The organism is Kutzneria sp. CA-103260, assembly GCF_018263855.1.
Lineage (GTDB): Bacteria > Actinomycetota > Actinomycetes > Mycobacteriales > Pseudonocardiaceae > Kutzneria.
This window is the reverse complement of the sequence record NZ_CP073318.1, coordinates 296,294-309,396: the sequence shown is the minus strand read 5'-3', so window position 1 is coordinate 309,396 and position 13,103 is coordinate 296,294. Positions and strand designations below refer to the sequence as shown.

Below are 13,103 nucleotides of genomic sequence, written 5' to 3'. Positions count from 1 at the left end.
CACTGGTTTCAGTCGCGCCTGAAACCAGTGGTTCAGTTGCTCCAGAGCGGGACTCGCGGAGTTTCAGTACACGTCGCGGACGTAGCGGCGGTCGGCGGTGAGCTGTTTGACGTAGGCTGTGGCCTTGTCGGTGCTCATGTTCCCGTGCGTGGCGACAACTTCGCGAAGAGTGCGGTCGACGTCCTTGGCCATGCGGGTGGCGTCACCGCAGACGTAGAGGTGCGCGCCGTCCTGGAGCCAGCGCCACAGGTGCGCGCCGTGTTCACGCATCCGGTCCTGCACATAGACCTTGGCCCGCTGATCACGGGAGAAGGCGAGGTCGAGGCGGGAGAGCAGACCGTCGGCGCGGAACCGGTCGAGCTCATCGCGGTAGTAGAAGTCGGTGGCCCGACGCTGTTCCCCGAAGAACAGCCAGTTCGGCCCACCAGCCCCGACGGCGGCCCGTTCCTCCAGGAACCCGAGGAAGGGGGCGACACCGGTGCCCGGACCAACCATGATCATCGGTGACGTGGGGTCGGCCGGCGGGCGGAAATGGGGTGAGCGCTGGATGAACGCCTTGACCGGCAAGCCCTCGGCGCGGTCGGCGAGGTAGGTGGAGCAGACGCCGCCGTGGGATCCGTACCGCACAACGGAAACCGTGAGCCGGATCCGGGACGGGCTGACCAGCGGACTGGAGGAGATGGAGTACTGCCGGGGCTGCAACCGCTTGAGCACGTCGACCCAGGCCTGGGCGTCGGCCCGCACCGGGTGGTCCCGGAGCACGTCCACGGCCTGCCGGCCCCAGGTCCACTTGGCCAGCTCGCCCTTGTTGTCGGTGCGTAACAGATCCCGCAGCTCCCGGTCGCCGTTGTGCTCGCCGATGAACTGGAGCAGCGCCGGGGTGATCCGCGCGATCTCCAGTTCCGCACGGAGCGCGTCGGCCAGCGCGAAGCCCTCGCCGTCAAGGGAGATGTTCGTACCGCCGTCCAGGCCGGTGACCTTCAGCCATTCCTCGACCATGGCCGAGCTGTTCACCGGCAGCACACCGAGCGCGTCGCCGGTCTCGTAGACGAGATCGCCGGCGTCGAAGGTGAACTCGCGCACCTCCTTGCCGGCGCCCGGGAGGCTGAGCAGCCGATTGCCGACCAGCTCGATGTCACGGTGTCGGGCCGGGGTCGTGTTCAGCGCGACGATCACCTGGTCGAGCCAGCTCCGGGCGGTCGCCTGATAGTCCGGTTCGCAGTCCGCCCTCGGCACCAGATGCGTCGCCCCCAGCTCGCGGAGCCGGGTGTCGATCCGCTTGCCGTGGCCACAGAAGTTGTCGTAGCTGGAGTCGCCGAGGGCCAGCACCGAGTACTGCAACCCGGCCAGGGTGTCCTGTTCGGACAGTGCGTCCCAGAACAGTGCGCCGTTGTCCGGGGCGTCGCCGTCGCCGAAGGTGCTGGTGATCAGCAGCACCGGATTGCCGGCACGCAGCGTGTCCGCCGACGCCTCGGCCATGCTGACCACGATCGGCTGCCAGCCGCTCTCCGCCAGGCGGCGCGCGGCCTCGGCCGCGAACTGCTCCGCGTTGCCGGTCTGCGAGGCCCACAGCACGGCGATCTCCTTGCCCGGTAACGGCTCCGCGGCGACCGATCCCCGCGAGAACATGCCGGCGAGCAGCCCGTCCACCCAGGCCGCCCGCGACGGCTCGATCGGCGCGTGCGGCGGTAGGACCGGCACCCCGCTGCCTCCGGCCCCCACACCGGAGGCGAAACCGGCGAGGTACTGCCGTTCGGCGGCAGTGAAATCGGGCATCGGGATGTCGGCCACGCCGAGCATCGCAGCCAGCGGAACAGCCGGACCATCGACGGAGGCGACTGGCACGCCCGGGCCAACAGCGAGGCCTGAGGTGCCGGCAGCCGGCGCGGCGGCGATCTTGGCCAGGGACACCGCGCACACCTTGAACTCCGGCTGGAACGAGATCGGGTCCACCGCGTCGTTGGTCACCGCGTTGACGCTCAGGTACTCGCCGAACAGGTCGTTCCAGTGGAACGGGGCGAAGCAGCAGCCGGGGCGCACCCGGTCGGTCACCACGGCCGGCAGCACCGCCCGCCCGCGCCGGGAGGCGATCTCCACCTGGTCACCGTCCACAACGGACATAGCTGACGCGTCGGCGGGGTGGATCTCCACGAACGGCCCGGGATTGAGCTTGGTCAGCTTGGCGACCTTGCCGGTCTTGGTCAGGGTGTGCCACTGGTGCTGCACCCGGCCGGTGTTCAGGGTGAACGGGAACTCGTCGTCGGGCAGTTCGGCCGGCGGCAGGTGCGGCCGGGCGAAGAACGAGGCTTTTCCAGTGGCGGTGGGGAAAACCAGCGAACCGCCGGCCCGGTAGCGGATGGGATTGCGGTCCGGTCCACCCTCGGCGGCCGGCCACTGCACCGGGTTCTCCCGCAGCCGGGAGTAGGTGATGCCGCTCAGGTCGTAGCCGGTGAAGGGATTGCTGGCCCGCTTGATCTCCTCGAAGACCTGCTCGGCGCTGTCGTAGTGGAACGGATAGCCCATCTCCACGGCCACCCGGGCGATCAGCTGCCAGTCGGGCATGGCCTGCCCGGCCGGGGCCACGGCCTGAGGCGCCAGCACGACGTTGCGCTCCGAGTTGACCATGACGCCCTCGGTCTCCGACCAGATCGCCCCGGGCAGCACGATGTCGGCGTAGCCGTTGGTCTCGGTGTCGGCGAACGCGTCCTGGGTGATCACCAGCTCGGCCGCTTCCAGCCCCTCGATCACGGTGCGCCGGTTGGCCACCGACGCGACCGGGTTGGTGCAGATGATCCAGCACGCCTTGATGTCGCCGGCGGCCATCCGCTCGAACATCTCGATCGTGCCCCGGCCGACCTCGGTGCGGATCGTGCCGGCCGGCACCTCCCACAGCTGCTCGACGAACGAACGGTCCTCCGTGGACAGAACGGAGCGCTGGCCCGGCAGCCCGGGGCCCATGTAGCCCATCTCCCGGCCACCCATCGCGTTCGGCTGCCCGGTCAGGGAGAACGGTCCGCTGCCGGGCTTGCAGATCGCCCCGGTGGCCAGGTGCAGGTTGCACAGCGCGTTGGTGTTCCACGTGCCGTGCGTGCTCTGGTTGAGGCCCATGGTCCAGCAGCTCATCCAGTTGCCGGCCGCGCCGATCCACTTGGCCGCGGTGCGGATGTCGTCCTCGGGGATGCCGGTGATGCCGACCACCACGTCCGGCGGGTAGTCGGCGAGGAACTCGGGCATCGCCTCCCAGCCTTCGGTGTGCGCGGCGATGAACTCCTCGTCGACCAAGCCGTCCGCGTGGAGCAAATGCAGCAAGCCGTTCAGCAGAGCCAGATCCGCGCCCGGGGCGATCTGCAGGAACAGGTCCGCCTTGGCCGCGGTGGCCGTGCGCCGCGGGTCCACGACGATCAGCTTGGCCCCCTGCTTGACCCGGTCCATCATGCGCAGGAACAGGATCGGGTGGCAGTCGGCCATGTTGGAGCCGATCACCAGGAACACGTCGGCGTGCTCGAAGTCCTGATAGGAGCCGGGCGGGCCGTCGGCGCCGAGCGAGAGCTTGTAGCCGCTGCCGGCGCTGGCCATGCACAGCCGGGAGTTGGACTCGATCTGGTTGGTGCGCACGAATCCCTTGGCCAGCTTGGTGATCAGGTACTGGGCCTCCATGGTGAGCTGCCCGGAGACGTAGAACGACAGCGCGTCCGGGCCGTGCTCGTCGAGGATCGCCCGCAGCCGGGACGCGGCCAGCGTGATCGCCCGGTCCACGTCGGTCGGCTCGGTCGGGGCCTCGCGCTCGGCGCGCACCAGCGCCGTGGTGAGCCGGCCGGGCGCGGCGAGCATGTCGTGGCTGGTCGCGCCCTTCGTGCACAGTCGCCCGAAATTGGCCGGGTGTTCCTTGTCGCCGGCCACCGACGCCACCCGGCCGTCGCGGACCGTGAGCACGACGCCACAGCCCACGCCGCAGTACGAGCACACGGTCCTGACCGTCGAATCGGGCACGGCCGCCAACCCTAGGAACGGGCTGTTGCGCAGTGGTGACACGGCCGGCCACCGCCGTTACATCTACTGCACAATCGTGTTTCGGCGGTGGTGAGCCGCTACCGTGCGGTCATGACGACCAAGCAGGAGACCGCCGCCGCGGTGCTGGCCGCGAAGGCCCGGCTGGGCCTGACCTGGCAGCACCTCGCCGACACGCTGGACGCGCCGCTGGCCTGGACCACCGCCGCGCTGCTGGGGCAGCACCCGATGAGCCCGGAGCAGGCCGAGACCGCCGCCCGCGTCCTGGAGCTCGGGCCGGGCGAGGTCGCCGGGCTCGTCGCCCAGCCCACCCGCGGCGCGCTGGACCAGCCGGTGCCCACCGACCCCACCATCTACCGGTTCTACGAGGTGCTCCAGGTCTACGGCCCGACCATCAAGGAGCTGATCCACGAGAAGTTCGGCGACGGCATCATGAGCGCGATCAACTTCAGGATCGATGTGGACCGCCGGGAGGACCCGGGCGGCGAGCGCGTGGTGGTCACCCTGGACGGCAAGTTCCTGAAATATCAGTGGGGCTGATCGTCAGCCCGGGTGGCGTGGTCGACGGGACTGCGGTGATATGGCCGGATGAGCAAGCGACTCGACCGCGCGCTGTACGAGACGGAGCTGCTGCGGCTACAGGGCGAACTGGTGAAGCTGCAGGAGTGGGTCCGGGACGAGAAGGCCCGCGTGGCAGTGGTGTTCGAGGGCCGGGACGCGGCCGGCAAGGGCGGCGCCATCAAGCGGGTCACCGAATACCTCAATCCCCGGGTCGCGCGCATCGCGGCGCTGCCGGCGCCGACCGAGCGGGAGCGGTCGCAGTGGTACTTCCAGCGCTACGTCGCCCACCTGCCGGCGGCCGGCGAGATCGTGCTGTTCGACCGCAGCTGGTACAACCGGGCCGGGGTGGAGCGGGTCATGGGCTTCTGCACTCCCGACGAGTACCGGCGTTTCCTGCGCCAGGCCCCCATCTTCGAGCGGCTGCTGGTCGAGGACGGCCTGCTGCTGCGCAAGTACTGGTTCTCCGTGTCCGACAAGCAGCAGGAGAAGCGGTTCCACGACCGTCTGGACGACCCGATGCGCCGCTGGAAGCTCTCGCCGATGGACGCGGAGTCGATCACCCGTTGGGAGGACTACTCACGGGCCAAGGACGAGATGTTCGCGCACACCGACATCCCGGAGGCCCCGTGGCTGGTGGTGGACAGCGACGACAAGCGCCGGGCCCGGATCAACATGATCGCCCACCTGCTGTCCTCGATTCCGTACCACGACGTCCAGCGGCGGCCGCTGCACCTGCCGCACCGGCCGCCGTCGACCGGCTACGAGCGCCCGCCCATGGACAGCCAGACCTTCGTCCCCGATCACGCGGCCTCACTGGTCGCCGAGACGCAGTGAAGGCGACGTTGCATCAACCCGAGAGCCTGCCCAGCCACTCCCGCAGCAGCGTGGTTTCCGCCGCGGACAACGACGATCCCTCGGCCAGCGCCGCCGACAGCGCGACCGCCAGGGCTCCAACTGAACCGTCGCGTACACCCTCGTCGGTGACCAGCGAGCCGATCACGGCGTCCCGGACCCGGGCCGACATGGCCAGGTCCCGCTCCTCTTCGGGGCGGGCGATGAGGCTCAGCGTGACCCCGACATTGGCGGCGACGATCTCCCGGGCTGCGTCGGCCGGCGGCACGAGCAGGCGGCCGGAGCGGGCGACCTCCACGAGGCGGTCGAGCAGCATGGCCTCGGCCCGAGCGGTCAGGGTGCACGGCACGGTTGGCTCGATCTGCCCGTAGAGCAGCACGTAGAAGCCGGGATGCTCCAGCCCGTACCGGACGTGGCTGTCCCAGCCGGCCCGCAGCGCCTGCACGGGGTCGGCGACCTCGGCGGTGTGCTCGGCGACGTACTGCGTGAACCCGTAGTTGACGACGGCGTCGAGCAGCCCCTGCTTGCTGCCGAAGTGGTGGTACAAGGTCGGCGCCTGCACGCCGGCCAGGTCGCAGATGGCGCGGGTGGAGACGTTGCCGCCCTGGGCCTCGTGCAACAGCTGCCCGGCGGCCAACAGCAGCCGGTCCCGGGTCGAGCTCACCATATCCAGAGCCTACCCACGAACCTTGGCCACTTCCTGCTGCGCCCACACGGCCCACTCCCGCTGCATCTCGGTGAACCGCAGGCCCCACTCCAGCGCGAGCCGGCCGTAGACGGCCAGGTCGACGGTGTCGGAGGCGATCTCCTTCTCGGTGACCCGCAGCTCGGCCTGCCGTTCGATGGCGTCCCGCTCCCGCTCGCGCAGGAACTCCTCGGCCTGCTCGGGCTCGACGATGCCGAGGAAGAACACCCGCAGCAGCACGTCGCTGCGCCGCACGACGGTCGGCTCGACGTCGACCAGCCAGTGCCGCAGCTCGGCCAGGCCGGCGTCGGTGAGCGCGTACTCCTTGCGCCGCCGAGCCCCCTCCTCGGCCACCGTGACCAGGCCCGCTTCGGCGAGTTTGCCCAGCTCGCCGTACAGCTGGCTCTGGGTCGCGGGCCACACGTTGGCCAGCGAGCCGTTGAACGTCTGGAGCAGGTCGTACCCGCTCGCGGGGCCGAAGGTGAGCAGCCCGAGGGCCGCGTGGCGGAGGCTCATTGCCCCATCATACTCCACTCTTGACATGTTGTCCGAGGACGTTCTAACTTCCACATGTCACTAATGACATATGAGGAGCAGCGATGAACTACCTGCGCGGTTTCGTCCCCTGGATCGCCTTCGCCGTCCTGTCGTCGCTGGGCTGGCAGTGGGGCGCGCTGACCGGCCTCGTGCTCGCAGTCGGCCTGTTCGTCCAGGGCCAGCGCAAGGGCACCCCGCTCGACTCGCAGGTGCTGGAGATCAGCACGATGGTCTACTTCGTGGCGCTGACGGCCTTCTCGTTCCTCGTCCCGCAGTCGCCGGCGCAGCACTTCGTCGGCGCCATCTCGATGGGCTGGCTGGCCCTGACCGCGTGGGGCGGCCTCGCCATGAAGCAGCCGTTCACGCTGGGCATAGCCAAGCAGCAGACGCCCCAGGAGTTCTGGCACATGCCCGTCTTCCTGCGCGTCAACGTGGTGCTGACGACGGCGTGGGCCATCGCGTTCACGGTGACCGGCGCGGTGCTGGCCGTCCTGGACGCGGCCCACGCCAGCACGGTCGTGACGACCCTGGCGCAGGTGGCCGGCTTCGTGATCCCGGCGATCTTCACCGCGAAGTACCCGGAGCGGGTCCGTGCCCGGCAGACTGCGTGACATGACAACGGGATTGCCACACGACTCGGTGCGGGCGGCGTGGACGGCGCTGCGGACGGAAACCCCGCTGCTGCACCTGGACACGGCGGCGTGCGGCCGGACCACGGTCGCCACCTGGGCCGCGATCGCCCGACACCTCGAACTGGAGGCCGAGCTCGGCGGCTACGTCGCCGAGGCCGAGGCCGACGGGGCCGTCACCGAGGCCCGGCAGCGGCTGGGCGAGCTGCTCGGCGGCTTCGACCAGGACGAGGTGGCCCTGCTGGACAGCTCCTCCACGGCCGTGACGCAACTGCTGGCGGCGTGGCCGTGCGAGGCGGGGGACGAGGTCTGGATCGCGCCGAGCGAATGGGGCCCGAACATCGAGGCGTTCCGGTACCGCGGCCTCGAACCCGTGGTGCTCGACGTGGACGGCAGCGGCCTGATCGACCTGGAAGCGCTCCGCCGCAGGCTGCTCACGAAGCGGCCGGCCATGGTGCACCTGACCGGGCTCACCGCGCACCGGGCGCTGGCCCAGCCGGCCCGGGAGATCGTCGAGATCGCCGGCGACGTGCCGGTTGTGATCGACACCGCGCAGGCGCTGGGGCAGATCGAGATCCCGGCCGGCGTCGCCGCGGTCTACGGCACCAGCCGGAAGTGGCTGTGCGGCCCGCGCGGCGTCGGCTATCTGGCGGTGCGCGAGCCGTGGCAGGGGCGGCTGGTGCCCCGTGTCCCGGCGTTGGCCCAGCACGAGCGGCCGGTGCGCAATCTGGAGAGCCACGAGGCTTACGTGGCCGGCCGGGTCGGGCTGGCCACCACGCTGCGGGAGTACGTGGGGATCGGGCCCGCCCTGATCCGCGAGCGGCTGGCGGCGGTCGGCCGTGAACTCCGGTCCGGGCTGGCCGACCTGCCCGGCTGGTCGCTGCGGGACCCCATCGACGCCCCCGGGGCGATCGTCGCGCTGGTGCCGGACACCGACCTGAACCTGTTCCGGCTGCGGGCCGATCTGCTCGACCGCAAGATGCTCACCACCGTGTCCGCTCCGGCCCGGGCGCCGCTGGACATCACGCGGCCGATGCTGCGCCTGAGCCCGCACGTCGACTTCGAGATTGGCGAGATTCCACGGATTCGGGCGTTGTTGGCGGCATAGTCTGGGCGGATGCGTCTGCCCTGGGGGAGCTCGATCCGCACCGGTCTGGCCAACGGCTCGTCGACGGTCGTGGCGACGGTCACCGGTCTGCTGCTGGCCTTCGTCGCCGCGTCCGCGGTGCTGTGCGGCGTGGCCAGCGGCAGCGCGGCAATCGCTTACCAGTCCACCCAGGGCTGCGCCCAGACACTGCCGGTGTACGTCGCCGCGGTGAACGCGACCGGCCAGCAGACCACGTGGATCGCCGCCGACGCCCGGAAAGTCGCCGCGCAGCAAGGGTTTCCGCAGACGCTGGTCGGCGCCTACTCCGACGCCTACGGACGCGACCTGGGTCCGGCGGTGGCCGTGCGGCTGGCCTACCGCGACGATGCGGCGGCCAACCTCCAGATCCGGCAGGGCAAGGCCGGAAGCCAGCTGCTGCCCGAGGCGTACGCCCGCAACACCGGGGCCGGCCCAGGCACCCCCGGCGTCAGCGGCGTCTACTCCGACTTGCAGGAGCCGGTCTCGCCGTTCTGGTGCACCGAGGTGGACTGGGTGACGCTGCAGACGCTCGGCGACCTGGTGTCGGGGCCGATCTTCGAGCCGAGCCTGGACCAGCTGACCGCCACGGCCGGCAGATTCACCGTCACCGCGCACTTCCCGACGGCGTTGCCGTCGACCATGGGTCAGGCCGAGCAGTTGCGGCAACGCGGCGACGCCCTCGCCAGTGCACTGAAGGCCGCCTTCGCTGCCGATGGGTTGACCGGCGTGGCCGTTGTGCACCAGCAGTTCCCTGCCGTTTTGGCCAACGCCCGGCAGGCGCAGGACAACCTGATCGCCTTCGTGGCCCCGCTGACCGCCGTGAGCCTGTTGGTCGGCCTGGTCGGCGTGATGGCCATCGCCACCCAGTGGTGTCGCCGCCGGCAGCCGCAGCTGTTCCTGCTCTGGGCTCGTGGCAGCGCGCCGATGTCGTTGGGGGCCATGGGTTTGCTGGAACTCGGCGGGCCGATCATGGTCGGCGCGGTGCTGGGTCTCGCCGCCGCCCGGCTCACATTGCCGTGGTACGCCCCGGCCGCGGAGCTGGAACCGGCGACGCTGGGTTGGGCGGCCCTGTTGGTGGCCGGCGTCGTCGCGCTGGCGTTGCTCACCCTGACGATCACCGCGACGGCGTGGACGCACCGGGTGTTCCAGGTCCGCAAGCAGGGACGCGTGCCCGGGTTCGTCCGCGCGATCCCGTTCGAGCTGCCGGTGCTGGCCCTGGCCGTGTGGTCGTGGACGCGGCTGGCCAACGGGATGGTGCCGGCCGGCGACCCTGCCGCGACGACCCACGTCGACCCGCTGGCCCTGGCTTTCCCGGTGCTGGCGGTGATCGTGGTCGCCGGGGTCGCCGCGCGGGTGGGGCGGCTGCTGCTGGCGTGGTCGCACCGGCTGAACCTGTGGACCGTGCCGTCGGTGCAGCTGGCCGCGCGCCGGTTGGCGGCGGCGAGCACGGCGGTGATCGGCGTGCTGCTGGTCGGGGTGCTGGCGGTCGGCACCTTCGCTGTCGGGAATGGCGTGGAGGGCGCGGAACGGGACGCGCTGGCGGCGAAGTCCGGCAACCTGGTCGGGGCCGAGACCTCCGTGCAGGTGTCCACCGACCTGGGGCTGGGGCAGCGCAATCGTTCGCTGCCCGAGTCCCTGCGGGGCGTCAGCACCCTGGTCGGCCGGGCCGGCGCCACGCTCGTCGTGGATCCGGACACCTTCGCCCAGGGCGCGTACTCCACCCTGGACGCCATTGGCCAACTCGGGGCCGACGGGGCGATCGCGGTCGGCCCGGTGCCCACCGGCCAGCTCTCGCTCGACGGATTCGCGCCGCTGCACACGATTGCCGCCGTGTCCGCGTTCCCCGGCATTCCGCGCAGCGGCGGCTATGTGGTGTCGCGCAAGGCTTTGACCAACATCTACGCGCCCGGTTCCTGGTTCGTCTGGTCCGGCGCGGACGTGACCACCGTGACCTCGGCCCTGGCCGCCGCCGGAATCGAGCGCATCCACGTTCGGACGGCGGCCACGTCGCTGAACGCGTTGCCATTCCTCACGATGGAGTGGACCTTCGGCTACATCGCCTCCGTCGGCGCACTGCTGGCTGTGGTCGCCGCCGCCTCCCTGCTACTGGCCGTTGGCGCGCGGCGGCGGCAGACCGCGCTGTCCGGGGCGCTGGCGACGCGGATGGGGCTGACCGCCCGGACCCTCATCGCCAGTCACCTGGTGGAGTTCGGCGCGATCGCCGCCGCCACGCTGGCCGCCGGGGCGGCCGTCGGCCTGGCCGCCTCGGCCCTGTCCGCCCCACGACTGGATCCCGCACCCTGGCTTGCCCCCACGCCGGAACCCTCGTCCTGGTGGCCGTTCGCGGCGTATTCGGTGGGCGCTGCCCTGCTGGTGGTGGTGATCGCCGGCTGGCTGGCCGTGCGGGGCGTACGCACGGCCAAGGTCGGCGAACTCATTCGCTACAGTTGATACATGCTGACGTGTAGCGGGAGTCGCTGATGCCCACCGCCGAGGAGATGCTGAGCACCGCCGCGGTCCGCTCGCTGGCCCGGATCCTTGACGCGCCAACGGTCCGGGCGGTCAAGCTGACCGGGGCGAGCTTCAGCGAGCGGGGCCGGCTGGTCCGCGACGCCCTGCTGGCCGACCTGCCCACCGCCTACGGGCAGTTCGAGCGGGCCATCCGCAAGGCGATGAAGGACCCCGCGTTCACCGGCTGGATGATCTGGCCGGTCACCGAGGCCGTGGCGGTGCGGGCCGTGCCGAACGGGTTCGACCAGGGCCTGGCCCTGGTGGCCGACCTGACGTCCCGGCTCACCGGCGAGTTCGCGCTGCGGACCTTCCTCGACGCCGACCTCGACCGAACGCTGGCCACCGCCCTGCGCTGGACCGAAAGCCCCGACGAGCACGTGCGCCGGCTGGCCAGCGAGGGCACCCGGCCGCGGCTGCCCTGGGCCCGGCGGGTGCCGGCGATCCTCGACGATCCACAGTCGACAGTGCCGATCCTGGACGCCCTGCACCGCGACCCGTCCCCGTACGTGCGACGGTCGGTGGCCAACCACCTCAACGACATCAGCCGGGCCGATCCGGCGCTGGCCGTGGACGTCGCCACCCGTTGGCTGACAACGGAGACGCTGCCGCTTGTCCGCCACGCACTACGGACTCTGGTCAAGGCGGCCGACCCCGGAGCCCTGGCGCTGCTGGGCTTTCCGCCGCCGGCCGCGCTCACCGTGGTCGGGCCGGCGCTGGGCGCGGCGGCGGTGCGGGTCGGCGACGAGCTGCCGTTCGAGTTCACGCTGCGCAACGACGGCGGGTCCGAGGTGCGGCTGGCCGTGGACTACGTGGTGCACCACCGCAAGGCCAACGGCTCGCTCAGCCCCAAGGTGTTCAAGCTGACCGTGCGCACGCTGGCCGCCGGCGAGTCCGTGACCATCAGCCGCCGGCACTCGTTCCGGCCGATCAGCACCCGCGTCTACCATCCGGGCGAGCACGCCGTGGAGCTTCAGGTGAACGGCCGCACGTTCGGGCGAACCTCGTTCGAGTTGCGTGCCCAGAGCTAGACGAGCTACTGGTGCCGCGCGATCGCCGTGTAGATAATCGCCGGTAGGACATCACCCGGTGGGAGCAGTGCCCGCGACCCGCCCGGCCATTCATCGACTTTCGGACTACGACGGTCAGGTGACCCGAGGTTCGCGGCCGACGGCCGGCACGTGGCACAGTAGAGCATTCACGGCGGTCACTGAGGACGGTTTCAGATGGGTTCTGGTGCAACCGGGTCGGGCCGTGGCGCCCGACCCAAGGTCACCCGGCGCAGGGAGGTCAGCGACGCGAGCGCGCGGTCCCTGCTGACCACGGTGTTGGGCGAGTACGTGCTGCCGCACGGGGAACCCGTCTGGACCCAGACGATTGTGGACGTGCTCGGCCGGTTCGACATCGAGGAGAAGTCGGCCCGCCAGGCCCTGGCCCGGGTCGCCGCCGAGGGCTGGCTGTCCTCGGAGCGGGTCGGCCGCCGGGTCCGCTGGGCGCTCACCCCGCCCGGGCGGCGGCTGCTGGTCGAGGGGGCCGAGCGGATCTACGGCTTCGGCAGCGGCAACCACCCGTGGGACGGCCGCTGGCTGGTGGTCATGGTGTCCGTGCCCGAGACCAAGCGCGAACTGCGGCACCGGCTGCGGACCCGGTTGAGCTGGGCCGGTTTCGGCTCCCCCGAGCCCGGCGTGTGGGTCTCCCCGCACGTGGGCGCCGAGGTCGAGGCCAAGTCCATTCTGGAGGACCTGGCCCTGACCAGCGAGGTGATGTCGTTCATCGCCACCTACGGCGCCCTCGGCGACGTGCAGCGCATGGTCGCGGCGGCCTGGGACCTCCAGGAGGTCGCCGACCGGTACGAGAGCTTCATCGACCAGTTCAGCGGCCTGGACACCAGGAGCCCCGAGTCCGCCCTGCTGGCCCAGACCCGGCTGGTGCACGAGTGGCGGCGCTTCCCGTTCCTGGACCCGCAACTGCCCGGCGAGCTGTTGCCGGCCAAGTGGAGCGGCTCGCGGGCCACCCAGCTGTTCAACGACAACCACGCGGCCTGGAAGGACCTGGCCCAGCGCGGCTGGCGAGAACTCCTGGCCCAACAGTCCTAACAGTATGCGTGTCTCCAAGACCTACAAACCCCGGTCCAGGCAGTCGCCAATGGCCCCAAACCCTGTTGTTTGAGGCCGTTGGCGACCCTTCGGGGCAGGGT

General features: G+C 70.9%; 10 protein-coding genes. 7 read left to right on the top strand and 3 right to left on the bottom strand.

The window, feature by feature from the left end:
- Positions 1-63 precede the first annotated feature (63 nt).
- Entirely contained in the window at positions 64-3,990 is a 3,927-nt protein-coding gene (locus JJ691_RS01370; protein WP_211766962.1) for a bifunctional nitrate reductase/sulfite reductase flavoprotein subunit alpha, read from the bottom strand.
- 111 nt (positions 3,991-4,101) lie between these two features.
- Between JJ691_RS01370 and cynS the strand changes: the two genes are divergently transcribed.
- Together cynS and ppk2 are read left to right on the top strand one after the other, a co-directional pair.
- A complete protein-coding gene (cynS, locus tag JJ691_RS01365) occupies positions 4,102-4,548 on the top strand; it encodes a cyanase (protein ID WP_211766961.1) in 447 nt (148 codons plus the stop codon).
- 48 nt (positions 4,549-4,596) lie between these two features.
- The gene (gene ppk2 / locus JJ691_RS01360; RefSeq protein ID WP_211766960.1) at positions 4,597-5,403 is read left to right on the top strand and encodes a polyphosphate kinase 2; all 807 of its coding nucleotides are present in this window, start codon (positions 4,597-4,599) and stop codon (positions 5,401-5,403) included.
- 13 nt (positions 5,404-5,416) lie between these two features.
- Here ppk2 and JJ691_RS01355 read toward each other — a convergent pair whose 3' ends face one another.
- Both JJ691_RS01355 and JJ691_RS01350 read right to left on the bottom strand, forming a co-directional pair.
- Entirely contained in the window at positions 5,417-6,088 is a 672-nt protein-coding gene (locus JJ691_RS01355; RefSeq protein WP_211766959.1) for a TetR/AcrR family transcriptional regulator, read from the bottom strand.
- Between the two features lie 9 nt (positions 6,089-6,097).
- Positions 6,098-6,622, bottom strand: a complete 525-nt coding sequence (locus JJ691_RS01350; protein WP_211766958.1) for a PadR family transcriptional regulator — start codon at positions 6,620-6,622, stop codon at positions 6,098-6,100.
- Between the two features lie 83 nt (positions 6,623-6,705).
- Here JJ691_RS01350 and JJ691_RS01345 point away from each other — a divergent pair, with 83 nt between their 5' ends.
- From JJ691_RS01345 to JJ691_RS01325, 5 genes are all read left to right on the top strand, one after another.
- Complete coding sequence (locus JJ691_RS01345; protein ID WP_211766957.1) at positions 6,706-7,254, top strand: hypothetical protein; 549 nt, start codon at positions 6,706-6,708, stop codon at positions 7,252-7,254.
- A gap of 1 nt (position 7,255) precedes the next feature.
- A complete protein-coding gene (locus tag JJ691_RS01340; RefSeq protein ID WP_211766956.1) occupies positions 7,256-8,380 on the top strand; it encodes an aminotransferase class V-fold PLP-dependent enzyme in 1,125 nt (374 codons plus the stop codon).
- Between the two features lie 9 nt (positions 8,381-8,389).
- Entirely contained in the window at positions 8,390-10,849 is a 2,460-nt protein-coding gene (locus JJ691_RS01335; protein WP_211766955.1) for a hypothetical protein, read from the top strand.
- Between the two features lie 29 nt (positions 10,850-10,878).
- A complete protein-coding gene (locus tag JJ691_RS01330) occupies positions 10,879-11,937 on the top strand; it encodes a DNA alkylation repair protein (RefSeq protein WP_211766954.1) in 1,059 nt (352 codons plus the stop codon).
- 195 nt (positions 11,938-12,132) lie between these two features.
- The gene (locus tag JJ691_RS01325) at positions 12,133-13,002 is read left to right on the top strand and encodes a PaaX family transcriptional regulator (RefSeq protein ID WP_211766953.1); all 870 of its coding nucleotides are present in this window, start codon (positions 12,133-12,135) and stop codon (positions 13,000-13,002) included.
- Positions 13,003-13,103: the final 101 nt, after the last annotated feature.